Genomic DNA, 26,446 nt, shown 5'->3' on the forward strand with positions numbered 1-26,446 from the left:
CATAGTAGAGCATCTCCTAAGATAGAATAGTGCCTTGGTCCGGCCTATCTCTATCCTATAGGGATGCTTCATTAATTACAAAGTCTAAATTTAACGCTCTACAGGAATGCTGAGCGAAAGGTATACGCATTAAAGCAATTAAATACACTGGGATTGTAGAGTACTGTAGAATCGTAGCACACACTACTTAACCATCCGCATCACTAATACATACAAAAAAGCACCAACCAAAATATTGGTTGGTGCTTTTTTGATTTCTGCGTTAATTATCTTTGTTCCATCATTACACTTGGGCGATATTTAAACAGCGGAACAATAAGACTCATCCCCGCAAACATCATTATCCCGGCGATCGAATAAATGGATACGAGTGGGAAGTATACTTTTAGCTGTCCTGCTACTAATGTCATAATGACCATCATCCCGACAAACATCGGAGATAGGACACCGTTAACTCGACCAACGTATTTCTCTTCCGTTGATTGTAGAATCAAAGTGCTGATTCCAATTTGAATACAAGGAAATCCTAATCCGCTAATAAACTGTAAGGCAAGCGTTAGTGGTACACTCGTTGACCAGCCAATTCCAATCATCGTTAAGGAACTAATAAGCATGCCTAGAGCTAGCAACTTTTGTGGCGAAACTTTTTTCGCTAGCGTCATTACTAACGCCCCGCCGACTAACATCGCTACTCCGTTTACCATCAGCATATATTGCAAAAATTGTTTGGGCTGTTCTAATCGCTCCATTACAACAAATATGCTTAATGTTTGCACAATTCCTACAGCAATTCCTGCTAGAGCAAATGCGCCACCTAACGATTTGAGCATTGGACTACGCCATACATACTGAAATCCAGCCGACAGCTCTGACCAAAATTGCCCTTTAGTTGGCTTCTCTTGTTTAACTTCCTTATCTTTCGGAATACGGTAAAGAACGATAGCAGATAATAAAAAGGCAACACCCATCACTCCGATGGAAATTTCGATCCCAAACCGTTGATAAGTTATTACTCCCAAAGAAGGTCCAACGACCATAAAAATAGCCATTAACGATTGAAAAAATGCCATCGCTTGTTGTAGCTGCGCTGGTTTAATATGTTGTTTGAACAATTTCATTGCTGATGGCTGTGAAAACTGCGACAAAATAGCAGATAAAAACGTTGCAAGATAGACCATATGCCATGAGCCTAGTTTTAGTGTAATTAAAACGACAAGTACGGATACAGCTGATAAATAATCACAACGAATCATCGTTAAGCGTGGTTTCCAGCGATCAGCAAAGGTACCGCCGATAAAAGAAAATATAAATATGGGTAAAAACTCGACAAAACCCATCAGTCCAACAGCAAATGGATCATTATTCGTTTGATCAGTGACAAACATTAATAGAGCAAAATTACGGACCCATATTCCAATTTGCAGTAGCACATTGGACACTAAAATTGTTTGAAAAAATTTATTTTTAAATAGATCCCGTACATCATTACTCTTTTCTACTTTTGCATGCTCTTTTTCATCTAATCGATTGCTCGATATTTGTTGATTCGTCAATTGCTTTCCCCCTCCAAAATCCATACCTTTAGATTGCTTAAATCATAAAAAGACTAGCCAGCCAAAACAAACCTTTGTTATCATAAACGAATGGAGAATGAAAGTGATCGGTCTAGAGAATGATATTTAACTTTTGGTAACCATTTCTTTTACAACTAAGATGAATATAGCAAGGAGAGTGATGGGAATGATAACCGCATTAGTTGCAGATGATGATCAACATATTCGCGAGTTAGTTTGTTTATTTTTACAAAATGAAGGGTATGAAACATTAGAAGCAGCCGATGGTGCTGAAGCCCTACAACTATATGAGACACATCAGATAGATATTGTCGTCTTAGATATCATGATGCCGGTCATCGATGGCTGGGCACTATGTAAACAGCTACGGAAATTAAATCAACATTTACCACTATTGATGTTGAGTGCTCGAGGAGAAACTTGGGAAAAAGTAAAAGGATTCGAACTTGGAACCGATGATTATATGACAAAACCATTTGATCCATTAGAGCTAACCGTTCGTGTCAAATCATTACTAAAGCGATATCGAATAGATACCACCCAAACGATTATACTTGGCAATGTTACATTAAATCGACAAACTTACAAAGTTACGGTAGATAATGAGGCATTCAGCTTACCACTTAAACAGTTTGAACTATTATACAAATTAGCTAGTCAGCCGGGTCAAGTGTTTACTCGAGATCAACTGATTGAGCAAGTTTGGGGTTTTGATTTTGATGGAGACGAGCGAACAATTGATGTGCATATTAAACGATTACGAGAACGATTTGCTACAACAAAAACGCCAATATCGATTCACATTGAGACGATCCGAGGTTTAGGCTACCGGCTTGAGGTAGACCAATGATCCGTTCCTTATATGTTAGAATTGTAATAATTTTTATAGCGGCTGTTGTCGGCGGAATTACCGTTTCCTTTATGATCACAACTAATATATATCGACATCAACTGAATGAAAATATGCTCCTGCCACTACAAAATTTCGGACAAGATATCGCCCTCATCTATCAATATTTACCTACTCAAGAAGCCGAACAATATATTAGCAATATGCAGCAATTACACACTTATCGGATTACAATATTTGATGCTACCAAACAATTAGCTTCTTATGGCTTACCTGATCTGGAGCAACCATCGGTTAACATTTCTGATGCACAAATTACAACCGTATTATCTGGTCAAACGGTGCAAGTAAATCCGACTGGTCTAACTACTGTTCTCTTCGGTATGCCATTATCGATGGATGGAAATACAACAGCTATGTTTATTGAACCATTATCACCACCGAATGCTCCATTTATAAAAAAATGGATCTTTATTTTTCTAACCTATTCCTTGCTAGCTAGTAGTTTAGCGATTCTGATTGCCACTATTTTTCTCATTAGACCAATTAAACATTTGACCAAAGCAACCGAACATATTGCGCAGGGACAATTTGATGTAAAATTAAACATTAAACAATCGGGTGAAATAGGTACACTAGCTCGAAGCTTCGAAAGCATGTCGCATGATTTGCAACAAATTGAGCAGCTGCGCAAAAACTTTGTAGCTAACGTATCCCATGAAATACAATCACCGTTAACCACTATTTCTGGTTATGCGATCGCACTCAAAAAGAAAGATATTCCAATCGAGAAACAACATCATTATTTAGATATTATTAATAGCGAAGCAAAACGGTTATCTTCACTCAGCAAAAATTTGTTGCAACTGAGCATGTTAGAAACGGTTACTACTGCGCAACAATTACAAACTTTTTATGTAGATGAACAAATAAGGCAAGTCATTATTTCCATGGAGCAGCAATGGGTCAAAAAGCAAATTCATTTCGAACTACAGCTCCCGCCACTACAAATAGAAGCTAATCCGGAGCAATTGTATCAAGTTTGGACAAACATTATCGGCAATAGTATAAAATTTTCTCCACCGACTTGCACCATTACTATCCACTTACAGCAAACAGATGAGCAACTTATCGTTACGATCCGAGATGAAGGAATCGGCATTGCTGAAAAAGATCAAGCGCAAATGTTCGATCGTTTTTTTAGAGCGGATACTTCTCGTTCGCAACAACAATATGAAGGAAGCGGCTTGGGACTAGCTATTGTAAAACAAATTATTTCGCTACATCATGGGCAGCTACACACGACAAGTACGCTCGGAAAAGGAACAACGATGACCGTCATCTTACCTTTACAGCAAACAACGACCTAGTGATTCCGTTCATATTGCGTTCATATTCATGTCATGATCAGTCTATATTCGTTTGTTATACTGCTATCTACAGCGAGTAACAATAGTATAGGAGTGAGCTTGTGAAGAAAAATAAATCAAAAAAAATCCGGCATACTTTATTAAAAATTTTTGGCATTGTCGTAGCGCTTGTCGGGTTATTTTTCGCTTTTACATTTGTTTCTAATCTTATTTTAAATAAAACGGATCTAAAAAAAATAGAACCCTATGGGCAACTAGTTCCGGTAGATGGTAAGCAAATGAACGTGACGATCAAAGGTGAGGGTGCTGAAACAATCGTATTAATACCTGGTCAAGGAACAGCTTCCCCTACGTTAGATTTTGAATTACTTATCGATGAACTAGTCACAGATTATAAAGTGGTGGTCGTCGAACCGTTCGGATATGGCTGGAGCGATACAACGAACACGGAACGTACTACTTCTAACATCGTGAAGGAAATTCATACAGCGCTGGAGCATGTGAACGTGGACGAATTTATATTAATGGGGCATTCCATTGCTGGAATTTACGCCTTAGAATATACCAACCAATATCCCGAGCAAGTAACAGCCTTCATCGGTGTTGATACAAGTGTCCCTCACCAAAGTGGAATGGATGCGAAATTACCGCTTCGTACTTTTGCATTTGCAAAACAATCGGGGTTACTACGATTTATGTCCAATTTCAGTTCCAGTCCTTACACCGCATTCGGATATAAGGAACATACAGTAGAACAGCTAACGTTATTTAGCAACAAAAATAGTATGAACAAAACGACATTAAATGAATTGAAATTACTTTCCGAAAATTTTAAAGCAGCACAGTCCCTTACGTTTCCTGAGCAACTGCCGCTACTATTATTCATCCAACAATTTGGAGCTGGTGTGCCTAACTGGTTAGAACTACATGAGGAACAAGCGAAGCAAAGTCAGTATGGCAAAGTCATTCCGCTGGATGGCAGTCATTATTTGCATCATACGAAATCAAAAGAAATAGCAGATGCGACACGGCAATATTTAGAACAAGTAAAACAGCAAAAACAAAACAATAATCAAAGTCAAAACCTAGCGCAATAATAAACTCCACCAGTTTAAAGAAACAAATAATAAGAGCATCATCGAGTAGGTCTAATAAATTACCTATGCGGATGATGCTCTATTTTCGTCATAATCTATTATTCACGTTGATCCTTCGGCAATAAAAAGGACAATAAACCGATAAGTGGTAAGAAACTACAGCCGATCATAACATACGCCATCCCGTGTGCATCAGCCAAATTACCGAGCACGACCGAGCCTAATGCTCCCATTCCAAAGGCTAACCCTGTTATTAAACCTGACGCTGTCCCAACTTTACCCGGCATTAATTCTTGTGCATAAACAACACTAACCGCAAAGCCAGATTGAAGAACGAAACCTAAAACGGCAATAATGGCATACATCCAACCAAGCGAAACATGTGGTAATAATAGCGCAAATGGTGCTGCTCCAACAATGGAGATAAGCATCATCGTTCTACGACCAATCCGATCTGCCATCACTCCACCAAAGAAAGTACCGATAACTCCAGCGATCATAAATAAAAATAACGGAATTTGCGCTTCTCTGATCGTAAGATCATAGTTTTGTCGCGCAAAAAATTGATAAAAACTTGTAATCGCCGCCGAATACCAGGAACGAGCAAAGACAACGATAAACAAAATCGTAAGCGCAAAAATAACTGTATTACGACTATGTAATGGTTTGCGAACTGCCGCTGCCTTTCCCTTTGATTGACGTGCTGCTGCCCCTTGAGCTGCTAACTGTGTAGCATACCATGGTACGATTTTGAATAAAATTGCAATCGCCAGCGCAGCTATTAACATTCCCCATGCTGCACCACGTTGACCTAGTGGAATAAAAATATAGATCGTCATCAGTGGAGCGAGTGCTTGCCCAAAGTTACCACCGACTTGGTAAATCGATTGCGAAAACGCTCGTCGATTGCCAGCTGCCAAGTGGACAACATGCGAACCTTCCGGATGAAAGACCGCCGAACCAAGCCCAATAAATACAACTGATAATAGCAATAATCCAAAATTAGGCGCTACAGATAACCCGGCCATTCCGAGTAAACTACAAAACATTCCGATCGGTAACAACCATGGCATTGGCTTTTTGTCAGAAACTAATCCAACAAAGGGCTGCATGACAGAAGATGTCATGTTTAGTGTAAACGCAATCCAGCCCACTTGGGTATAACTTAAATGTAATGACTCTTCAAATATAGGAAACAATGCGACAACAACCGATTGCATCGCATCATTTAGTAAGTGAACGGAACTAATGGCGAACAGTATAAAATAAACCGTCGCTTGCTTCGCTGTCTGTTGTGCGGGTGTGCCTTTTAATTGAGACCCCATTATTTGTACCCTTGCCTTTCCTCTTGTCTAAGTCACTGTTAGAATCGAATACAAACCGGACTTGTTATTTCTAAGTTATTGTCTGTTTTCGTTAATAATCCTGTTACTTCATCTCTTGTAAACACAACGATTAGTCCTGATTTCATATTAGCTACTAGTACATACTTCTCGCCCGGTACGATAGCAAAATTACGTGGTAGCTCGCCACCACTTGGAACATGTTGAACCGCTGTTAATTGTCCTGTTTCAGCATCAACAGCAAATGCAGCGATACTATTATGCCCACGATTGGAACTATATAAAAATCGTCCGTCTTTTGTTATATGTATATCGGCAGCATCGTTATATGCATTGAAACCTTCAGGTAGAGCCGATATAGTTTGAACGACCGTAACCGTCCCTTGCTCTTTATTCACTTGCAAAACAGAAACAGTAGAATCCAGCTCATTAATAACGTATGCAACTGCCAATTGTGGATGAAAGACAATATGTCTCGGTCCAGCTCCAGCATGCAAAGAACAAACGGAATGTCGGCTTAACTGTTTCGTTGCACCATCTAATTGATAAATAATAATAGCATCCATCCCCAAATCAGCTACTGCTACAAAAGTAGTATCAGGAATTGGAATAATACTATGCGCATATGCGCCTTGTTGTCGCTCTTCATTAACTTTAGTACCAGTATCACCATTTTTAACTATTGCAGAAGCTGGCATTAAATAACCTTTGCTATCCACCGGCAACACTGCCACATTTCCCCCAGAATAATTCGCTACGATTGCTACTTGCTGCTCTTCCCAAAAATATATGTAGCACGGATGATCGCCATGTGTCAGTGACTGACTAGTAACCGAGACAAGTTGACCATTAGTATCTAGTTCCAACGAAACTGCTGAACCTCCCGGCTCTCCTGCTGTCTCCGCTGTCTCTTGCACCGCATACAGCTTTGTTTTCTCCTCATTTAAACTTAAATAAGAAGCCTGCGCTACTCCTCTAAAAGCTTGTAATTTCTTAATTTCCCCTGTACTAGTATTGATTTCGCATAAATGGACGGTAGCTTCCCCTTGCTCCCCATACGATCCAACATAAAACTTTGAATTTACTGCGTCGTCGTTCTGCTCCATATTTTGCATCTTTTCTTCCTCCCACCTATATTTTTATGAATAACTTGAACATAACATAGCTACGCCAAAGGAACAATGATTTTGTTAAAGTATTACACCTCACTGAAAACAGAAATATTTATAAAACAACTGTACATTTGTATTTCTTACATGTTATAATGAAAGCGCTGTCACCTTATACTTCACATATCTAAGGGGGTACTTAGAGGATGAATGAGGCTTTGCAACAACGGAATATGTACGAAGACTTTAATCTCGAACAAGACATTTTATTTTTTAAGATCGGAACACAAAGTTTAGTCAGCTTTCATGGAAACAACTACAACATAAAGAAGCGAGTTTCCAGCAACTTACTACAGCAGTATATATCCAATCCTAACTTCTTCAAAATTAGTTCTACTTGTTATGTCAATCTGAGTAAAATTAAGACTGTAGCAAGCGGTACCATCTATTTCGGCACTGATATTCCTAAAACGAAACGGATTAACGTTAATCGGCGCAAACAATCAGTAATCAAGCAACTATTTGATAATCACATGTCTATCGCTCGCTAATCCATTTCAGTCTTAACGAAATACTCACTCTACCGTATCCTTTTTGATGCAGGTAGAGTGAGCTTTTTGCTTAATTATCTAATTGCTTTTTATTGTCAGTCTACTTCATCCCAAACTGTGGTAGATGGAGACTTTTCTTCCCACTCTATACAGTTTTCAAGCACGAGCGATATTGATATACCTATCATAAAGCCGTTCGTTAATATTGGTTGGATCAACACGGGAAAATTACTAAATATACTTGCGTCCAAACTCATCACTCCGAGCCCGGTTAATATCGGGATAGCTAGCCTGTGAATTGTTACAGAGTTAAATTGATAACCATTCAAACTTCGGAAACTAGTTCCCAATAGTTGCAAATACATAATAAATAGTACCGCGTTACCAACAGTAACTGGCAATGTAGCCATCAAGTTGCCCATCATCGGGATAATGCCGAGCACTGCCATCGTTGCCCCAGCCCAAACGAGCGGCTTTTTACTATAATTTTGCGTACTTTCCAAAAAGCCTAACGAAGAAGCAAATGGTGCAAACGGTACTAATCCAAATACTGCTGAAACAATTGTAAAAAATCCCGTCGTCATAAAGGAACGATTAATACGAGCTTGCGTTACCCGTTCTTGTAACATATCTGCTATCGAATGAATGGAAGCTAATGTATTGCTTAAATTGATTAAACTTGCTAAAAACGTAACGATAATAATACCCATATGAAGGTTAGGCTCACCAAGAGGAAATATAGGAATAGATAATAACGATTGTGTATCATTCGCTTGTTGTTCCGATGGAAATAAGAGCAAATATGCAATCCAGCCTGTTGCCATCCCGATCAATAACGAGTAATTACCAACTGTTCCTTTGCCTTTTACTTTCACTAAAAAAACAAGTACAGCAATAGCTATTGAAAAGAGTGACTGTGGTAATAGTAACGTTCCATCTACACCAACTTTAAACATTCCTTTAAAAAAGATAAGAACAAGTTGAAAAGTAAGTAAAAATAAAAAACAACTCATAACCATTGGTGTAAATATTTTATGCAAAAAGGCTAGTAAATTAAATTTGCTCAAAATAACAACAACGCCTCCCGCAAGCAGTAAACCTGTTGCAATTCCCCCACCAACCGTCGATAAGCTAATTCCCATCGTAGAAGCTGTTGCACATAAATTCAAGACAAGCGCCCACATGACTCCTGAATGACCTTCCATTATAGGAAAACGATGCCCTATGAGCGCTTGAATCATACAAGCAATCCCCGTAAATATAAGCGAGCTCCGTATTATTCCTGTAATCATTTCTCCTGGCAGATCGAACGCTCCTCCAATTGATATAGGAACGACTATCGTATTCGCAAATATAAAAAATAACCATTGCATAGAAGCTATTGCTGTTTTCCAAGATGTCACCTTATCCAAATCCAATCCTCTTTTCATAAAATATAAAAAAAACGAGCAAAATTCAGGTGCAACACCCAAATATCGCTCGGCTTTTGCTATGTAGTAGAAATAGCGAAGCGTAAGGTCGCTTCTTTCAACAATTGTAACCCTGCTTCTATATCCTCTGCCGATGCATATTCATCAGGGTGATGGCTTAAGCCTTCCCTGCAGGGTATAAAGATTAATCCTGTTGGGCATAGGTGCCCCATGCTCATCGCATCATGACCAGCACCGCTTGTCATATGGATGTAGCTCAAGTCTAATGTGTTTGAACAATCCGTTAACATGTTTACAACTTCCTTAGAAAGGAGAACCGGACGCTCCACAATGATTACGGAAGGATTTATAACGACACCGCGCCGCTCTTCCAATTCGCGAAACAATCGAAAAAGGGAATCGAGCACGTTATTTTTCGATTGCTCCGAAGTACCACGTACTTCCAATTGAAGATGGACCGAGTCAGGAATGACATTCATTGCCCCGGGTTGCACCATACATACTCCAACAGTTCCAACTGTGCCGAATGCAGATTCTTCCTTTGCTGCATGCTCAACTTCTAAAATAATTTCAGCAGCCGCAACGAGAGCGTCTTGTCTATCATTCATAGGTGTTGTTCCGGAATGTGAAGCTTTACCTTGTATACGTACTTCGATGCGAGTAGGAGATGCTATACCAGTCACAATGCCGATTTTCTTTCGTTGCATTTCCAGTATAGGCCCTTGCTCAATATGGAGCTCAAGGAAAACCTTGAACTCCTCTCGTTTTCTAATGACTTTATCAATTTTTTGGAAATCTAATGAATAATCTTGAAAAGCTTGTTGAATGGTAATACCATTCTTATCTCTTAGATTAGATACAGAGTAAGTGTCAAGCAGACCCGTCATTGCCTTACTTCCAAGAGTCGAGGCACCAAAACGTGCAGATTCTTCACAAGCGAATACAATCAACTCTATGGGATGGATCGTTTCAATTTCCTCTTCGTTCAAGCTTCTAATTACTTCCAATGCTGCAACTACGCCTAACGTACCGTCATACTCTCCCCCTTGAATAACGGTATCCATATGTGAACCGAGAGCCACAACGGGAAGTTTGGGATTTGTACCTTCTCGCCTAGCAATCATATTGCCAAATGCATCCACCCGAACTGTCATCTTCTCCGCCTCACACAAACCAATGAAATCACGTAATGCTTCCTCATATAGTGGAGTATAAGCTAACCTCGTAATTCCTTTCCCATGCTGATTAGCTCCGTATTGATTAATATGAGATAACGTTGCTAACAACCTGTTAACGTTCATCTTATTTGCTTTATTCATTAGCTAACAGCTCCTGGGATTGAGCTTTATGTTTTTGGTACAGGGCATTGGTCGGATCGTGCTTAATTGCATTCTCAATTGCTTCAATCGCTTCTTGATGTCTACCAAGGGAACGCAAACTATTAGCTTTATGGAAGGAGAAATCGTAACGATGTGGCTGCTGTCCTAGCAGGATGTCCATTTCAGCAACTGCAGCCTCATGTCTTCCTAGTTCCCTTAAATAATTTGATTTATGGTATCTATAAAAGGTCTCTTCTGGATCAAGCTCGACTGCTTTATCGTATTCAGCAAGCGCCTCTTCAGGCTTTTTCATCATCCGTAAAGTATTCGCTGTATAAAAATAAAAATCGAGATCGTTCGGATTCAGTGCAAGTCCTTTGCGATATTGTTCAAGCGCTTCTTCATATCGTTTCAATTCACCTAAGAAGTAGGCTTTATAATAAAGTAAATCAGCTAGTTCACTATCTTTAACGAGTGCCTCATCTACAATGTTGAGTGCTTCTTCATACTTATCTGACTTGATCAACAACTTAACCTGCAAGATCGCTTTATGTTGCTGTCTATTTTCTTTATTCAAAATCTTGATGACTTCCGTCTGACCAAGCGATTGTGCATGTTCCAACGAAGATTTTCCATCACGGTCCTGCAGATTCGGATCTGCTCCCGCTTCAACAAGTAGTTCAATAATATCGGAATACAATCGACCACCGTTACCAAGGATGACCGATTCGAGCAATGCTGACCATCCAAGATCATTCGCATGATTAACTGCAATTCCGTTGTCTAGACATATTCGCACCGTTCTTAAATAACCCTTTTCACTAGACGGTAACAACGCCGTTCCTCCAAAACGATTAACCATTTTAAGATCAGCACCGTTTGCAATAGTCAGTTTCAATATTTCATGAAACCCATTAGCTCCCGCACATAAATACGGGGTTAACATCGTAATATCTCGCTCGTTAACATTACTACCAGCATCTATTAAACGTTTCGCAACTGGAATATTATTTTTTTGAACCGCGACCATAAGAGCTGTACGACCAAGCTCATCTTTATAATCAATGCTAGCTCCGTCTTTCAGAAGTTGCTCAACCGCATCTAGATCACCTTGTTCAGTTGCTTGAATAAGATTTTGACTTAACTGTTGCTCCATGTTGATGGACACACCTTTCAAAAATTAATTTTATCACGCTTCCTCTAATAGCTGAGGATTTCTGCGATCCATCAAATACTTATACAAGTATATGGCTGCAACCATTAGATAAGCCCACACGAACGGTAATAAATCTGGATGTGCAAATCCAACTTTGCCAGAATGAATTATACCAAACAAGGAAAGTACAGAGGCTAGACTAGCAGTAATTGCCCCATTCAGCGGTTTGTCCTGTATGGCAAATATCGCTAACATCCCCCATAACAAACTACTTAACGGTGCACCGTTTCCTAAGTGGAACAATCCATTATAGTAAACACCTTTCGAGAGAAGGACATCAATTCCAACGCCTGCTGGACTTGTGCCAGCAGCACTAAAAATATTGTTGACCATCGTTAATCCCCAGTTGGCTATCCAAGGGAACATCGCTACGAAGATAACTGGCACTTCACTTTTGGTTGTTTCCCTGACGACCTGATTAGCAGAAACTATACCGACGTAGACGAGTATTGGCACAATCGCAACGACTGGTATAATCGAAAGTAACAAGGCACCGAGTCCAAAAAAGGCAATGACAAGCATGGAAATACCTGTAGCGATGGAGTAACCGATTCCTGCACCCATTGATTTCCAGCCAGTATGCCCGATATAAACCGTAACTGGATATGGATTTCCAAAAAAAGCACCAATACTGGAAGAAACTCCATTAGCAAGCATTACATTACGAGTATTATACTTATCACCCGCTGCATCAGCGGCTTCGATGTTCTCTAGGTCAAACACATAATTAGCAAGTCCTAACGGAACAGCTGAAGCAAGGTATGGCAACGAATGCGGAATTCCTTGAATCAAGCTAGTAATATGAACTTCTGGAGGATTAAAACCAAGTGTACTTAACGCTGCAGCTACAGCATCTGGGCTTTGTAAACCAAATATCCACGCTAAAGCTGTACCAGCTAAGAGCAGAAGAAATCCAGTCGGGATTTTTTTGAAGATTGGTGATTTACCAAACCAGTTAATAAAAATCAAGATTAAAACAACGAAAGCAACAACTGGTGTTTCAAAAGATTGTAGCATCGGGTTCATGGCAAGCAGCAATAGCCCTAAACCGCCCAATGTAGACAAGAGTACTGTTCTTGGGACAATTCGACGAATAAGATCGCCCAAAAATGCACCTACAATAAGAATTGTTGCTTCAAACAAACACCAAACTAATGCAATTTGAAATGCAAACTCCGCATTTTGAGTTTGTTGAAAAACTGGTAATATAACAAGAAAGGTAACTGTAAATATGGATGGTGCACTTGGTCCCGAAGGAAGTGCGGTTACATCGCTTCTACCTGTTTTCTTCGCAAGCTGGATTGCAAAGAAAAAATAACATACACTGGCAAGAAAAATAGATAATCCAAATGCGGGAATTATTCTACCATATACCATCTCTTTTGGAAAGCCAACTACAAACAATAAAAGAGATGACAAGGTCAACAGGTTTGTTAAGTTGTTGGCTAATAAACCAAAATATGCCGCCCAATCTCCTCTTCTCCAAAGCATTCTACCTAGTGATTGATCCATTTCTTCACCCCAAAATTGGAATTATTAACATAGATTTCGTAGTGGTCCTCCTCATCAAAACAAGGTGAACCACCGAAAAGTTTACTTCACAATATGTGTTCCTGCCTTATTGTTAATCGCATCTTTCAAGCTCTCTGGATTCGTAATGATAACTTTGTTACCGCTGTTCTCTAAGAACTTTAAGCTTGCTTCTATTTTAGGAAGCATGCTTCCTTTAGGAAATTGATTTTCTTCCATGTACTGTTTTGTCTCCGATATGCCTATTGTTTCTAACGCTTGTTGATTCGGTTTGCCGAAGTTTATGAATACTTGAGGCACCCCTGTCGTCATAATCAATGCTTGTGCTTGAATTTGATCTGCCAGAAGGCTAGTTGCAAAATCCTTGTCAATCACTGCGTCAATTCCAGAATAAGTACCATTATCTGCTTTGACGACAGGGATACCGCCCCCGCCTACAGCAATAACAACAAAGCCGGCATCGATCAAGGAACGGATCGCATCTTTTTCCACAATATCAATCGGTTCTGGAGATGGTACAACTCGACGATAGCCACGACCAGAATCTTCGATGATGACCCAGTTCGGATTTTTTTCCTTCAACTCAGTAGCTTGCTCAGCTGTATAAAATGATCCTACTGGTTTAGATGGATTTTCAAAGTTGGGATCGTCGCTTTTCACTTCTACTTGAGTAATAATGGTTGCGACTTGGTTATCCATTTTTCGAATAAGAAACTCATTCGTCAATGCTTGCCCAATTTGGTACCCGATTCCACCTTGCGTATCTGCAACACAATTGGCAAGTGGAACTAATGGCAAGTTCTCTACTTCATTAGCAATTTCACACCTACGAAGTGTAATTCCTACTTGTGGGCCGTTGCCGTGTGTAACCACAACTCTATAACCTGACTCAATTAAATCGGCAATATTAGAAGCAATTTTGCATACTGCTTCATATTGCTCTTGAACTGATTCCTTTCCAGAATCCTTAACAAGCGAGTTACCGCCAATCGCAACTACAACAAGCTTATCCAAGGTAACTCCTCCCCGTTCCAATTAGATGTTAATACTTTCGCTCAAAGCTAACAATGCTTTTTCGAATGCTTCCATCGGAGGATAAGTAATACCCGCACCGATCATTCCAATTCCAGCATCCTTATGAGCTATTGCCGTATTGATAATAGGCAGAATTCCCGTTTGTATCACTTTGCGAACGTCAATTCCCGATGCAATGCCGCGGAAATCTAGTAAAGGAATCGTTACATTTGGATTTTCACCCGTCGTAATTTCTCCCATCTTCGTCGTAAAGCCAATAGCTTCGTCTACCGTTCCACCGACAAGTGCAACAATGGCTGGTGCAGCTGCCATGGCAAAACCACCGATGCCATAAGTTTCTGTAATCGCACTATCTCCGATATCAAGACCAGAATCTTCTGGTTTGTAGCCTGCAAACATTGGTCCTATAACTTTTTGTGCTGGTCCAGTAAACCAAGTGTTGCCTGCCAAATCACTAACACGAATACCGAAATCTACTCCATTACGTGCCATAGTAGTTACAATTGTACTGTTCGGAACACCATGCGCTGCATCAAGTGCCGCTTTACACATTACCATCCAAGTTGGACCTGAGAAATAGTCACTGCTCGCCACGAAATCCAACACTTCACGCTTTTGTTTAATCGTATAATCTGTTTCCAAAATATATGGTGATAGCGCTTGGATCAGCAAGCTTGTACCTGCATTGTTACGATTATGACATTCATCGCCCATGTGTATTGCTTGTGAAAGCATCCAACGCAAATCAATACCATCTTTTGTAAGCTTCATCGCATCTCTTAAAATTGGACCGAATACATCTCGCATCCAGTTCAAACGAGCAATAACCGTTTCATCATTTGCGCCCATCCGCAAAATTTTTGATAATTGTTCACTTAAGTTTGTGTAAGCTTTATTGCCGTATGTTTTGTTCTCCACAACATGCATAAACATGGATGCAGAGGTGACACCAGCCATTGACCCAACACAACTGTGCTCGTGACATGGCGAGAAAGTAATTTCACCTGAAGCTGCTAGTTGTTCTGCTTCCTGCAAATCTTTAGCCAATCCTTCAAAAACAATAGCACCTGTCACGGCACCTTTCATTGGTCCGTTCATACGTTCCCACGTAATTGGCGGTCCTGCATGTAGGATAGTCTTCTTGGTCATACCTGGTACTACATTGATTGCTTGATCATATCCAATCAATAGTGGTCTGGAATTAATTATTCTCTCGAATGCAATTTTATTAGCTTCTTCGATCTTCGCTTCAATCTCTGGTCTCGAAAGCTTGTCAAGAGCTGCTATTATTTCCGGTTTACCGCCTCCTGGAGGTTTCCACTCCAAATGTGTTACTTTAGCATTTTGAGCTATAATATCGTCTTTGAACATTTCAATTCCAACATTAATAACATGAAGATCATTTTTAAATAACGTATTAATATTACTCATGCTTTGCTGCACCTTCTTTCTCGACAAATCCTCTAGCCAACAAACCTGCATTCGTACTGCTGCTCGCATGAGTGACTCCAGCTGATAACAATTTGTTTACTTGGCTTTCAAGCGTTGGTCTGTCTAATTCAGTTCCGAGTATATAACCTAATATTTCAAGATGTCGACCCGCCTGCTCAGCTTCTTGTTTAGCCTTAATAATGGACGGTAGCATAACACCTACTGGATCTTCATGTGCTCCGAAACCAAGAATAAAATCTAACAGAATAACTCCAACTTCTGGATCTTTCGCTTCTTGTTCGAATCTTTCGATTCTAAGCGATGGATCTATCATCGGGTGAGGCCTTCCATTTGTAAATTCATCATTACCAAAATCAATGAACGTATGTGCTTGACTGACACCTAAATCTTTTAGCCTGAATTCAGGATTTTTCGGAATATTGCTATATACATCATCGTATTTTTCCATTGCTAGATACATCGATTCATCACAAAGTGTACCTCCACAGAACAAACCACGAATATACTTTTGCTCTGGTTTTAGTTTGCTTTTTACTTCTGCAATTAGAGGTAAATTCAATGCGCGTTTATTAATTTTGCTTTCATCTGCTCCTTCAAGCAAAACTGCTTGAAGCGCCGCTTCTTTTGTCGTTTTAGCGAAATGTCCTCCAGCAGCCTTAACTGCTTCCTCGGATCCGCCAATGAAATAAACGACTACAGGCTTACTGCACTTTTTAATTTCAGCAAGCACCTTTTGTTCGACACTAGGCGCAGGTGGCTTAGATACTAACACGATCACTTTAGTTTCTTCATCAGCATCTAGTGCTCTCATGCCATCCAGCATCATGATGCCGCCAATTTGTTCACTTAAATCTCGACCGCCCGTACCTATCAGCTGTGTAATTCCACCACCAAAATCATGAATACGAACGCTTACCTCTTGACTCCCAGTTCCTGAAGCAGCGACGATTCCTATACTTCCTTTTCTTACTTTATTTGCAAAGCACAATCCTACATTACTGATGATAGCAGTTCCACAATCTGGTCCCATCATCAGCAATCCTTTTTCATGAGCAAATGTTTTCAACTCGTACTCATCTTCAATACTGACGTTATCGCTAAACATCATAACGTGTAGATCATTTTCTAATGCTTTTCTTGCTTCTCTAGCGGCAAACTTACCATTTACTGAAATAACGGCAAGGTTAGCATTCGAATTACTTTTCGCAGCGGAATCAATCGTCGCATAAACAACTTCACCGGTCCCCTGTTTGCCGTTATTTTTTTTAGTAAATAACTGTTCTACACTTTCATAAGCCGCCTCACTAATATCATCAGTCGCCGCTTTAATAACAATCATTAAATCACTTGACTTCGCTTGTTCCAATTCTGCTGTTAGTAATCCAACATTTTGTAAAACTTCTTTATTCATTTCTGTCCCCATTGCAATAACCGCTTGCTCCACACCTTCAATTTGGTTTGCTTTTGTAGACAAAGACATCAGTGAAACAGAATCGAAATAGGTGTTAGACTTAATTACTACTTTAATTGACATCGATCTATTTACCTCCCTAATACTTACTTGCAACAAAGCTGCATTCCCGAGTAAATTCCCATTGCGATATCCATACCTGAGGAAGATCCAATACGTAATACATCAAAAAGACTAGTCAATACTTGCTCCGATGTACCATAAGCCAGATCATCGATTAACGTAACAATACATTCTCTCACTCGCCCATTTGCGGCTTGCTGTAGTGCGGCTAAACTAATCTCATTAGTATATTGGGCTGCTTGGTTAAGAATTTTACAACAGAGCGTAGTATGGCTATGAAGCGGACCACCTGGCAAATGGATGACACCAAAGAACCCAACTAAAAAATCATCACCCGATGGGGTTAGTCCCGGTCCTAATCCAAGTAAACGCTGCGCAGCATTAACAGCTTTTTCTTCTCGACCAGCATACAATTCATGAACAAATACTACAGAGCGCTCTTGCAATAATCTTGCAACCTCTTTCTCAAAAGAATGATCAAGTTGCTCAGTTCTCTTACGTTTCCCTTGTTGCCCAAATTCATGCATATATTTCTTCATTACAGATATATTTTTCTTTAACTTGCTATAGTTAACAGGAAACTGGGGTAGCTTACATACCCATTGCTCTGTTAATTCTACAGAAAGAACCATCCGATCATCGATATAAAGCCGATGCATTGATGAAGAGACACGCATATTTAGCTTAATATCAAAAACATGGATATTGGTAAAATCCGCTATTAAAGTATTTGGAGCATTATCAAGGTCGCGACAAGCAACCGTATACAATACTCCACTGTCCAAACAGCGAATATTCATGGTACGTTTAAACAAACTATGAACTTCTCCATAGAAATCAGATTCTTTTATACGCATGATAAAATGCGCATCTCCAGATTTTACATGTATCATAATACGGTCCTCGCTACAGTTGAAAAATAGAGTAATCATTACTTTACTATGCCCCAAAAGACATTGTGCTATCAATCACAACCATAATTGTAAGCGCGCTCAACATCACTATTGCGGTAAAGTTGATATTCAACATTTATATAGCTTGTAACTAAGACATATATATTTAACTTATCAAGCTGCTTTAAGGAAGCTTTCTTTTTTAGCAGGTTGTCTGTCTGTCTCAGTCCTGTTATCCTATGATGGAGAGTTTAAAATACAGGAGGGTATCGAAATGAGTAAGCAAACTAGTGGTCAAGCTTATGAACAACCATTTCATGATGAGCCAGCACTTTGGCTAACATGGGGTAATTATGAAGCGGCAGTATTGCCTAATATCGGAGCAAACCTAATTGCTTTTCGAGATACGAGTAAGCAAATTTCTTTTTTACGTGAACCAGCAGCCGAAGAAATGGAGGATTTTCGCCAACGGCCAGTACTCCATGGTGTACCACTTCTCTTTCCACCAAATCGTTACGAAGACGGAACCTTTACATGGAATGGTATCACTTACACCTTCCCTGTTAATGAAGAGAAAACACACAATCATTTACATGGATTTTTTAGCGATGCTACCTTTATAGTAGAAGACTTAGGTACAAGTAAAACCGAAAGCTACGCTGTCCTATCAATTACAATCGATGAGAATCATCCTATTTATTCTTACTTACCACATCATTTTACGATACGAATTCGCTATACTTTAAGTGAACAAGGATTGTTAATGCATGTACAAGTACATAACATTGGTACGAATGCTATGCCATGTTTAATCGGCTTCCATACGACGCTCAATGCTCCATTCGATCCAAATAGCTCTCACGAAGATTACAAATTTACGGTTACTGCCGGCAAACGTTGGGAACTTAATGAGCGCATGCTACCAACTGGACAAACCCAACCGCTAACGGCTGCCGAACAACAAATGAAAACAGATGGCGTATCACCTTTCTTTGCAGCAATGGATAATCATTACTCAGCAGAACCACATAATGGGCGTAATCAAATGAGATTGACCGACACACGGACAAATACGACGCTCGTATATGATGCAGGAACAGCCTATAAACAGTGGATGATCTATAACAACAATGCCACTCCTGGATTTTTCTGCCCAGAACCACAACTCAATCTGGTAAATGCACCGAATGTTGCTCTCGATACTGACAAAATGGGACTAGTAACATTAGAACCTGCAAGCATTTGGGAAGAAACAAGCCGCTTTTATGTTATTTAATTTCATCACAAACAAAACGAGTAACGAGATGCTCACTCAACCCAGCGTCCTTACTCGTTTTTTTTAACAATACAATACAATACAATCCCACCAACCCAAACCAATCAAGCCCCCTAATTGGAATATTTTCCAACCTGCTCCCCTCTCCCTTCTATTCTCCTTCTTTTATTCCGTATCCCCCTCACTCAGCAAGTAAGCACCTCAACAAGAAAATAATTAAGTAAGTAATTAGTAAGTAATTAGTAAGTAATTAGTAAGTAATTAGTAAGTAGTTAGGTAATTAGGTAAGTTAGTAGTTAATAAGTAATTAGGTAAGTAAGTTAGTTAGTTAGTTAGTTAGTTAGTAGGATAGTAACCGATTATGCTACATAATTAACCATACTAAGTTGCGACAAACGTTGAAACAAGTTTATTTTTTGAATAGCTGCTTGGTAGTAAAAACACATTTCATCATAGTAATATTGCAAATATTTATTCCGGATTGTACCGTATGTTTGAACAAGCCGTTTCACCACCTGATCAAATACCCGTTGGACTGCCCGTTTTTTACGATAACGCATTCGTGGAGCAGGTACTACAGTAGATTCGATAGCAAAATGCTGTTCCTTAAATAATTCGATGTACGAGAATGATATACTATTGCCATCTTCCCGACTAATCAAATATTGTTGAGGAATCAGTTTTATTTTGATTTGTTCTAATGCAGGATCATAAAGATCGTCGGCTATTTCAAAACCGATCATGACAGCTTTATGACCTGGAGCTCGCTCAAACATTATCCCGCATGTACTTACACGGTTAATAGTTTCCTTTGGTGATTCTGTTAGTTCGTTTGTTTTTGTTGGTTCGTTTCCTTCTGTTAGTTCTGTCGAGTCGGTTTCTTTCTTTGTAAGGTCGATACTTATGCTACTTGAAATAGAGATAGATGTAGGATGACCACCCACAGGATGGAAGTAATCGGCTTGACTTATTCGCTGGCGAATTTTACGATGCATGGACCAAGCTGTTTTATAAGTAACTTGTAGAAGTAAGTGTAGCTGCAAAGCATTAACGCCAAGTTGATCTAAAGATAGGAAGAAGAAAGCAGCCAACCACTTTTGTAGGGGCAATCGTGTTTGTTCAAGGATAGTACCTGCTGTTAATGTCGTTTGGTGGTGGCATTGATAACATTGGTAGATAGGAAGTCTGCGGGAAGTGATTTTACTAGCGTTAGGAAAATGACATTGGGGACATCGAAATCCGTTAGGCCATTTTAATTGAAAGAAGTAGTTGTAACAAGTGTTCTCATCAGGAAATTTTTTTAAAAATTGACGCCACTTAGCAAGAAGATCTTTGATGTTAGGATAGTCGGATATTCTATAACGCTGTCTCATATATGGAACACGAAAAAGAGTAGATAATAGATCATCTTCATGAATTAACATCATTCTTTCCCCCTTCAGAATAACATTAAAAGAAACGTACGTTCTTATTGTTACATTAATAATAGCGAACAAATGTTCTTTTGTCAACTTTATTTAAAATAAATTCAGCGAATACATATTTGAGTATAAATTCCAAAAATTTATATATAAATTTTTCACTGAGCAATGGGGATACGCAATAAAGGCATAGAAATGGATAGGTTAGTGTTAAAAAAAGTGTAGTAGAATACACGAGGGACATGGAGAATATGAAATACATGGAGTATATGGAGTACACGTGGCACATGCAATACAGCTAATGAATAGGCATAACAAAAGCCGTAAATCTACCATTTCAGCGGATTTACGGCTGTCACCTAACCTCTTACATCACCACATGTTCTTTCCGGGCAGTAGCGTACGTGTAGAGATCATTATAGTAACCTTTTTCTTTTAGCAACTGTTGGTGAGAACCTGCTTCTACGATTTGTCCATCCTCCATTACAATAATGCGGTCGGCATGAACGATTGTAGATAAGCGGTGGGCAATAACGATTGTTGTCCTATTTTGCGAAACGGTAGCCAATGCTTGTGTAATAAGTTGTTCCGTCTCTGAATCAAGATTTGCACTCGCTTCATCTAATATTAAAATTTTCGGTTGAAACACGATGATCCGTGCAAACGAAATAAGTTGTCGCTCTCCTGCCGATAAGCCGCTGCCTCGCTCCGATAACTGCGTCTCATAACCATCTTCAAGTCGCTCAACAATCGCCTCAGCTCCAACAAAGCGACAAGCTTCTATGACTGCTTCGCGCGAAATCGTTTCGTCAAACATCCGTACATTATCAATAATCGTGCCTGAATACAGATAAGGTTCCTGCTGAACCAGTCCGACAATTCGATGTAAATCTGCTTGCCGAATATGACGAACATCCACATCATCAATGGTGACACTACCTATTTGCACATCATAGAATCGACAGAGCAAACTAATCAAAGAACTTTTACCGGCTCCCGTCGCTCCGACGACACCGATCATTTCTCCAGGAGTAATCGCCAAACTAAGCTGTTTGATCACCGCTTCTCCTTCATTATAAGCAAACGTCACATTACGAAAAGCTACTTTTCCTTCAACTTGTTCCTTGGTAAGTAATTTCTTTCCTTGTCGTTGTCTGTCTAGTGCTAGTTCATCCGTCACATCAGGTTTAATCGCAAATACGGACCATATCCGTGACAATGCTACAGATGCGGATTGAAAAGTGTTCCATTGTTGTGTAATTGTATTAATCGGCTGGAAAAACTGACGAATGTACGTAATAAAAGCATACAGCACACCAAATTCTAACGTTGTTCCCAGTACCGCTTTTCCACCCAACCACGTCACCAGAGCGATAGATAGATTGGCTAATATTTCAAAACTACTGCGGAACAGTACATTTAATTTAATTTCACGTAAATTGGCATTATAGTAGGACTGATTTTTTTCCACGAATTGTTTTTGTTGTTCTTTCTCTTGATGGAATACTTGAATTAACTGCATACCATTCAAATTTTCTGCGACAAAAGCAACTGTTTGAGAAAGACGCGCACGCGTCGTTTGATATGCTTTTCTAATTTTCGTACGAAATAAAATGGCAATAACAAAAATAATCGGTAACAATACTAAACAATATAACGCTAACTCTGTATCCAACTGAAACATCATTACTAAAATGAATACAAGCATTAATCCATCCCGAAACAAACTTAACAGCACTTGATTAAAAAATTGGTTCAATGCTTCCGTATCACTCGAGACGTTCGTAATTAAACTACCGCTAGATACACGGTCAAAATAACGCATCGATAGCTTTGATATATGTTCAAACAACTCTTTCCGAATTTTGGCTACGATATTTTGCCCGATGTATTGTAATAAATTATTTTGAATGTAGGTAAATATAAAACTCGATAATGACAGTCCAAAATAAATAGCACAAATGTAAATTAGCTGTTTGAAATCTTGCTTATCAGACAACAAGTTATCATCAATCGCTATTTTCATTAAATAAGGCTGCAATAAGTCGGATAGAATAGCAATTAACGTACTAACTGATACGATAAATAGTGTGACACGAAACGGCTTCATATACTTTAGTAACGTTCTAAAAGCAGGAACAACAGGTAGTTTCCCTCCTTCTGCCCCTCTTCTATCTTGCTGATCGTTCCTATCTGTCGATTTTCCAATATTCTCACTGGAAGTTCGCCCGTTATTGTGCGGAGAGTGCATCCGGATCACCCTCTTTCTGAATCGCATAAATACGAGCATATTGCCCGCCAGCTGCTAGTAATTGTTCGTGCGTTCCTTGTGCAACTATTTTACCTTCATCTAATACAACAATCAGATCAGCATGTTCTACCGCACTAAGCCGATGCGCAACAATTATTGTCGTTTTTCCTTTGCGGGCTCGTTTGACTGAATCAATAATTTTTGTTTCTGTAACAGCATCAACAGCACTGACACTATCATCTAGTATAAGGATAGGAGCATCGGTAATTAAACCCCGCGCCAAACTGGTGCGTTGCCGCTGCCCACCAGACAGCGTTAATCCACGCTCGCCTAACCTCGTATCGAACTGTTTAGGAAAAGTAGTTATACTTTTATAAATTTGTGCTTGCTGGGCTGCTGACTCTACTTTTTCAAGTGGTAACTTACGGTCAGAAAAAGCAATATTTTCACGCAACGTAGTACTAAACAAAAAACCGTCTTGCGGTACATAACCAATTCCGGTTCGCAAATTCTCCAACGATAGTTCACGAATGTCTACTCCACCGATAAATACCGTTCTAGGCGGCGGATCGTAAGTACGTAACAATAACTTCATTAACGTTGTTTTTCCACTTCCCGTTTTGCCAACAATACCAACAGTCATACCAGGTTTCATCGTAATTGAGACGTTATCCAGTACCGGCGCCATTTTCTTCCGATAAGCAAACTGCAAATTTTTCATTTCTATAGAAGCATGATCCAATGAAACTTGTTTCGGTTCTTCCAATTGTTCAATTTCAGAAGTTTTCGATAGTAAATCATTAAGCCGCTCCAACGACGCGCGCGAACGCTGAATAGTATTAATGACGTTACCGATTTGCTGTAGTGGATTCATTAACATTCGAATATAAAGAGTAAGTGCTACAAAATTCCCTAGAGAAAGCGTCCCGTTCATCGTCAAATACCCACCATAAGCAAGCGCAATGACGAGTGATAATGTACCTAAAAAAGGAATAACCGCTTGAAAAAAAGAAGATACTCGCACTAGCCGAAGTTGCTGCTCTTTTATTTGTTCTACTGTTTGTGCAAATCGTTCATTCATAATGGTCTCGACTGCAAACTTCTTTGTAACACGGATACCGCCGAATTGTTCTTCTGCTGTTTCAGTCATCTCGCCAAGTGCTTCTTGCACTTTACGAGAACGTTGTTTGATGATCGGACCTACAGTTGTAACGATAAGAGGAATTAAAAGAAGTGGTACGACAGAAGCAATAATTAAATAATAAGGTATGCCTATAGCGAGCATCATGGAAACCGCAGCAATGAGTAAAATAATTGCACTGGCTGCTTGATTGACCGCTATCGAAATCGATTCACGAACAGCAGTAACATCATTCATAAAATAACTTAACAACTTACCAACACTATGGTTGGAGTAAAATCGTTCACTTAAACTAGTAAAATGGCGGAACAAATGACTCCGAGTAATAAATTCAAACTTACGACCAACCTTCATAATCAAATACATACCTAGCCCATTAAATACAACGTGACCAACGCCAATCAACAGTAACAACAAACTAAACTGCAAAACAAGTTGCCCCGTTAATTGACCATCTTTTAGCTGATCGGTAAACTTGCCAAGCACGTTCGGAAAATTCACGTTGAACATATGGGCAATAAGATGAAAGAAGATCGCTAACGCATATACGTGCCATACATTTCGTACAAAACTTTTCAAGATCGATGGCGATTTTCCACTCGTATCTTTTGCTTTTTGTTCTCTCTTTCCCCTCATTGATTCGTTCATTCCTCACCTTCTCCTTCGACGAGCTCATATAAGGAATTGCGCAACTGATGCAATATAAACCGAAACTGAACTGCTTTATCCCCATCACTCAGTGCTGACCGTTCCGCTGCTCGCAGCAAATGAATAAGTTCACGTCCTACTGGCGTTAATCTGCGTCCTTTGCGATGTTCGTCCTCTGCTTTTTGTTCTACTTGTTCTTTTAGCCCCAACGACTCCGAAGTTTTCTCCTGTGTCGCCTCTTGCTTCTGTTCACTATCTTTTCCAGCCAACGCAGTTTGAGTTTGTTCGCTATCCACTACGATAACTACACCTTGATCTAGCTGCTCCTGATTTTCTCCAGGCTCTATCGTTCTGGCATGGTGTCCCTTTTTCTCTAACAGTACCAAGCCACTCTCCGTAATTGAAAACACTTGCTTATCCTCTTGCTTAGCAGAAACGATATAACCTTGATCACGCAACATCTGTAATGTGGGATAAATCGTGCCAGCACTTGGTTTGTACAATCCCCCTGATTGTTTTTCCAACGCCTTCATCATTTGATAACCGTGCATCGCTTGCTTACTTAACAACTTTAATAAGGCAAACTTCACACCTCCACGGCTAAAATATCTTTTCCCTGAAGCGCTACCATCTTGCTCAGCTTCTACATTAACAAACAATCTTTCCTCTTCCAACCAACGATGTTCCACCTCAGTCCCCCCTTCAAAATGCCGATCTACCATTCTTTTTCACTTAGCTAAAGCATTTGATGTATTACGATACGATATATCGTATCATCTCTAATTATTATTCTATACGATATATCGCATTTGAACAATCATTTTTCACCTATCGATAGCAAAATGTTTTTTATTTTACTAAAAGCGAGCGAACTCACCAGATCGATTCATACAATCCACCCATATCACAAACGATGGTGAAATTGCTGAAAGGAAACCAAGGAACAGGTTAAACACTATTTCGCCCTGGCGGAACAAGCCGGGACATTAAGTGACGCCGAAGGAGAGGCTATTCCCAATCACAGTACCTTTGAAAAAGGGCATGGACACATGGAGAGACGCACCTATTGGTATACAACGGATCTGGATGGGATCATCAATGCAAAGGCCGACTGGACCAAGTTGATGGGGATTGGCATGGTGAAGCGTGAGGTCACGATGATTGTGAACCCTACTTAAACAACGATAGAAACGGCTTATTTCATCGGAAGCGTCGACAACGTGGCAGACTTCGCACGGGCAGCCAGGAAACATTGGGGCGTTGAAAGCATGCATTGGACGCTGGATGTTACATTTGGGGACGACCACAATAAAACCCTCGACAAGGCAGCAGCCCATAATCTAGTGATTGTAAAACGAATGTCCTTCGCTAAAAAACGAAACGAAAATCAAGCCCAAAATGAGTAA

At 39.7% G+C, this 26,446-nt stretch carries 21 protein-coding genes; 5 read left to right on the forward strand and 16 right to left on the reverse strand.

The window, feature by feature from the left end; translation table 11 throughout:
• Positions 1–266 precede the first annotated feature (266 nt).
• The gene (locus ACFSTH_RS18375; protein WP_377773134.1) at positions 267–1,553 is read right to left on the reverse strand and encodes an MFS transporter; all 1,287 of its coding nucleotides are present in this window, start codon (positions 1,551–1,553) and stop codon (positions 267–269) included.
• A 187-nt stretch (positions 1,554–1,740) separates the two neighbouring features.
• On the opposite strand from ACFSTH_RS18375, the gene ACFSTH_RS18380 reads away from it, so the two are divergent.
• From ACFSTH_RS18380 to ACFSTH_RS18390, 3 genes are all read left to right on the forward strand, one after another.
• Positions 1,741–2,424: a response regulator transcription factor gene (locus tag ACFSTH_RS18380; RefSeq protein WP_377773132.1), complete on the forward strand. Its 684-nt coding sequence runs from the start codon at positions 1,741–1,743 to the stop codon at positions 2,422–2,424.
• The gene (locus ACFSTH_RS18385; RefSeq protein WP_377773130.1) at positions 2,421–3,794 is read left to right on the forward strand and encodes a sensor histidine kinase; all 1,374 of its coding nucleotides are present in this window, start codon (positions 2,421–2,423) and stop codon (positions 3,792–3,794) included. Before ACFSTH_RS18380 ends, ACFSTH_RS18385 begins: the two co-directional genes overlap by 4 nt.
• A gap of 101 nt (positions 3,795–3,895) precedes the next feature.
• Entirely contained in the window at positions 3,896–4,891 is a 996-nt protein-coding gene (locus tag ACFSTH_RS18390; RefSeq protein WP_377773128.1) for an alpha/beta hydrolase, read from the forward strand.
• Positions 4,892–4,989: 98 nt separating this feature from the next.
• Here ACFSTH_RS18390 and ACFSTH_RS18395 read toward each other — a convergent pair whose 3' ends face one another.
• Positions 4,990–6,216 carry an MFS transporter gene (locus ACFSTH_RS18395; protein ID WP_377773126.1) on the reverse strand — a complete coding sequence of 409 codons (1,227 nt, stop codon included), beginning with the start codon at positions 6,214–6,216 and terminating at the stop codon, positions 4,990–4,992.
• A 38-nt stretch (positions 6,217–6,254) separates the two neighbouring features.
• Positions 6,255–7,349 carry a lactonase family protein gene (locus ACFSTH_RS18400; RefSeq protein WP_377773124.1) on the reverse strand — a complete coding sequence of 365 codons (1,095 nt, stop codon included), beginning with the start codon at positions 7,347–7,349 and terminating at the stop codon, positions 6,255–6,257.
• A gap of 200 nt (positions 7,350–7,549) precedes the next feature.
• Between ACFSTH_RS18400 and ACFSTH_RS18405 the strand changes: the two genes are divergently transcribed.
• The gene (locus ACFSTH_RS18405; RefSeq protein ID WP_377773122.1) at positions 7,550–7,894 is read left to right on the forward strand and encodes a LytTR family transcriptional regulator DNA-binding domain-containing protein; all 345 of its coding nucleotides are present in this window, start codon (positions 7,550–7,552) and stop codon (positions 7,892–7,894) included.
• 95 nt (positions 7,895–7,989) lie between these two features.
• Here the strand turns inward: ACFSTH_RS18405 and ACFSTH_RS18410 are convergent, their stop codons facing one another.
• The 8 genes from ACFSTH_RS18410 to ACFSTH_RS18445 form a co-directional block, all read right to left on the reverse strand.
• Positions 7,990–9,297: a uracil/xanthine transporter gene (locus tag ACFSTH_RS18410; RefSeq protein WP_377773154.1), complete on the reverse strand. Its 1,308-nt coding sequence runs from the start codon at positions 9,295–9,297 to the stop codon at positions 7,990–7,992.
• An 86-nt stretch (positions 9,298–9,383) separates the two neighbouring features.
• Positions 9,384–10,643 (reverse strand): Zn-dependent hydrolase, encoded by a 1,260-nt coding sequence (locus ACFSTH_RS18415; protein ID WP_377773120.1) that lies wholly within the window; start codon positions 10,641–10,643, stop codon positions 9,384–9,386.
• Positions 10,636–11,799 (reverse strand): ankyrin repeat domain-containing protein, encoded by a 1,164-nt coding sequence (locus ACFSTH_RS18420; protein ID WP_377773118.1) that lies wholly within the window; start codon positions 11,797–11,799, stop codon positions 10,636–10,638. Before ACFSTH_RS18420 ends, ACFSTH_RS18415 begins: the two co-directional genes overlap by 8 nt.
• Before the next feature lie 33 nt (positions 11,800–11,832).
• Positions 11,833–13,371 (reverse strand): xanthine permease, encoded by a 1,539-nt coding sequence (locus ACFSTH_RS18425; RefSeq protein WP_377773116.1) that lies wholly within the window; start codon positions 13,369–13,371, stop codon positions 11,833–11,835.
• An 81-nt stretch (positions 13,372–13,452) separates the two neighbouring features.
• Positions 13,453–14,403 (reverse strand): carbamate kinase family protein, encoded by a 951-nt coding sequence (locus ACFSTH_RS18430; protein ID WP_377773114.1) that lies wholly within the window; start codon positions 14,401–14,403, stop codon positions 13,453–13,455.
• 21 nt (positions 14,404–14,424) lie between these two features.
• Positions 14,425–15,855, reverse strand: coding sequence for a YlbE family protein (locus ACFSTH_RS18435; protein ID WP_377773112.1), 1,431 nt, complete (start codon positions 15,853–15,855; stop codon positions 14,425–14,427).
• The gene (gene fdrA, locus ACFSTH_RS18440) at positions 15,848–17,410 is read right to left on the reverse strand and encodes an acyl-CoA synthetase FdrA (protein WP_377773110.1); all 1,563 of its coding nucleotides are present in this window, start codon (positions 17,408–17,410) and stop codon (positions 15,848–15,850) included. The genes ACFSTH_RS18435 and fdrA overlap by 8 nt, the downstream gene beginning before the upstream one ends.
• Before the next feature lie 23 nt (positions 17,411–17,433).
• Complete coding sequence (locus tag ACFSTH_RS18445; protein WP_377773108.1) at positions 17,434–18,303, reverse strand: DUF2877 domain-containing protein; 870 nt, start codon at positions 18,301–18,303, stop codon at positions 17,434–17,436.
• A gap of 274 nt (positions 18,304–18,577) precedes the next feature.
• On the opposite strand from ACFSTH_RS18445, the gene ACFSTH_RS18450 reads away from it, so the two are divergent.
• Positions 18,578–19,579 (forward strand): aldose 1-epimerase, encoded by a 1,002-nt coding sequence (locus ACFSTH_RS18450; RefSeq protein WP_377773106.1) that lies wholly within the window; start codon positions 18,578–18,580, stop codon positions 19,577–19,579.
• Here the strand turns inward: ACFSTH_RS18450 and ACFSTH_RS18455 are convergent.
• From ACFSTH_RS18455 to ACFSTH_RS18475, 5 genes are all read right to left on the reverse strand, one after another.
• Positions 19,572–19,712: a hypothetical protein gene (locus ACFSTH_RS18455; protein WP_377773104.1), complete on the reverse strand. Its 141-nt coding sequence runs from the start codon at positions 19,710–19,712 to the stop codon at positions 19,572–19,574. The genes ACFSTH_RS18450 and ACFSTH_RS18455 overlap by 8 nt on opposite strands.
• Before the next feature lie 226 nt (positions 19,713–19,938).
• Positions 19,939–21,006, reverse strand: a complete 1,068-nt coding sequence (locus tag ACFSTH_RS18460) for a transposase (RefSeq protein ID WP_377773102.1) — start codon at positions 21,004–21,006, stop codon at positions 19,939–19,941.
• Positions 21,007–21,367: 361 nt separating this feature from the next.
• On the reverse strand, positions 21,368–23,251 hold the full coding sequence (locus ACFSTH_RS18465; protein WP_377773100.1) for an ABC transporter ATP-binding protein: 1,884 nt from the start codon (positions 23,249–23,251) through the stop codon (positions 21,368–21,370).
• Positions 23,232–25,040 (reverse strand): ABC transporter ATP-binding protein, encoded by a 1,809-nt coding sequence (locus ACFSTH_RS18470; protein ID WP_377773098.1) that lies wholly within the window; start codon positions 25,038–25,040, stop codon positions 23,232–23,234. The genes ACFSTH_RS18465 and ACFSTH_RS18470 overlap by 20 nt, the downstream gene beginning before the upstream one ends.
• On the reverse strand, positions 25,037–25,729 hold the full coding sequence (locus ACFSTH_RS18475) for a PadR family transcriptional regulator (RefSeq protein WP_377773096.1): 693 nt from the start codon (positions 25,727–25,729) through the stop codon (positions 25,037–25,039). The genes ACFSTH_RS18470 and ACFSTH_RS18475 overlap by 4 nt, the downstream gene beginning before the upstream one ends.
• Between the last annotated feature and the right edge of the window lie 717 nt (positions 25,730–26,446).

Origin of the sequence: Paenibacillus yanchengensis (genome assembly GCF_042684845.1) — a bacterium.
Classification (GTDB): Bacteria; Bacillota; Bacilli; order Paenibacillales; family Paenibacillaceae; genus Pristimantibacillus; species Pristimantibacillus yanchengensis.

Coding starts and splice junctions, on each gene's coding strand:
- ACFSTH_RS18465 (WP_377773100.1), bottom strand. CDS start 23,251: ATGCACTCTCCGCACAATAACGGGCGAACTTCCAGTGAGAATATTGGA.
- fdrA (WP_377773110.1), bottom strand. CDS start 17,410: ATGTCAATTAAAGTAGTAATTAAGTCTAACACCTATTTCGATTCTGTT.
- ACFSTH_RS18405 (WP_377773122.1), top strand. CDS start 7,550: ATGAATGAGGCTTTGCAACAACGGAATATGTACGAAGACTTTAATCTC.
- ACFSTH_RS18460 (WP_377773102.1), bottom strand. CDS start 21,006: ATGATGTTAATTCATGAAGATGATCTATTATCTACTCTTTTTCGTGTT.
- ACFSTH_RS18425 (WP_377773116.1), bottom strand. CDS start 13,371: ATGGATCAATCACTAGGTAGAATGCTTTGGAGAAGAGGAGATTGGGCG.
- ACFSTH_RS18395 (WP_377773126.1), bottom strand. CDS start 6,216: ATGGGGTCTCAATTAAAAGGCACACCCGCACAACAGACAGCGAAGCAA.
- ACFSTH_RS18470 (WP_377773098.1), bottom strand. CDS start 25,040: ATGAACGAATCAATGAGGGGAAAGAGAGAACAAAAAGCAAAAGATACG.
- ACFSTH_RS18400 (WP_377773124.1), bottom strand. CDS start 7,349: ATGCAAAATATGGAGCAGAACGACGACGCAGTAAATTCAAAGTTTTAT.
- ACFSTH_RS18380 (WP_377773132.1), top strand. CDS start 1,741: ATGATAACCGCATTAGTTGCAGATGATGATCAACATATTCGCGAGTTA.
- ACFSTH_RS18445 (WP_377773108.1), bottom strand. CDS start 18,303: ATGATACATGTAAAATCTGGAGATGCGCATTTTATCATGCGTATAAAA.
- ACFSTH_RS18420 (WP_377773118.1), bottom strand. CDS start 11,799: ATGGAGCAACAGTTAAGTCAAAATCTTATTCAAGCAACTGAACAAGGT.
- ACFSTH_RS18415 (WP_377773120.1), bottom strand. CDS start 10,643: ATGAATAAAGCAAATAAGATGAACGTTAACAGGTTGTTAGCAACGTTA.
- ACFSTH_RS18385 (WP_377773130.1), top strand. CDS start 2,421: ATGATCCGTTCCTTATATGTTAGAATTGTAATAATTTTTATAGCGGCT.
- ACFSTH_RS18435 (WP_377773112.1), bottom strand. CDS start 15,855: ATGAGTAATATTAATACGTTATTTAAAAATGATCTTCATGTTATTAAT.
- ACFSTH_RS18450 (WP_377773106.1), top strand. CDS start 18,578: ATGAGTAAGCAAACTAGTGGTCAAGCTTATGAACAACCATTTCATGAT.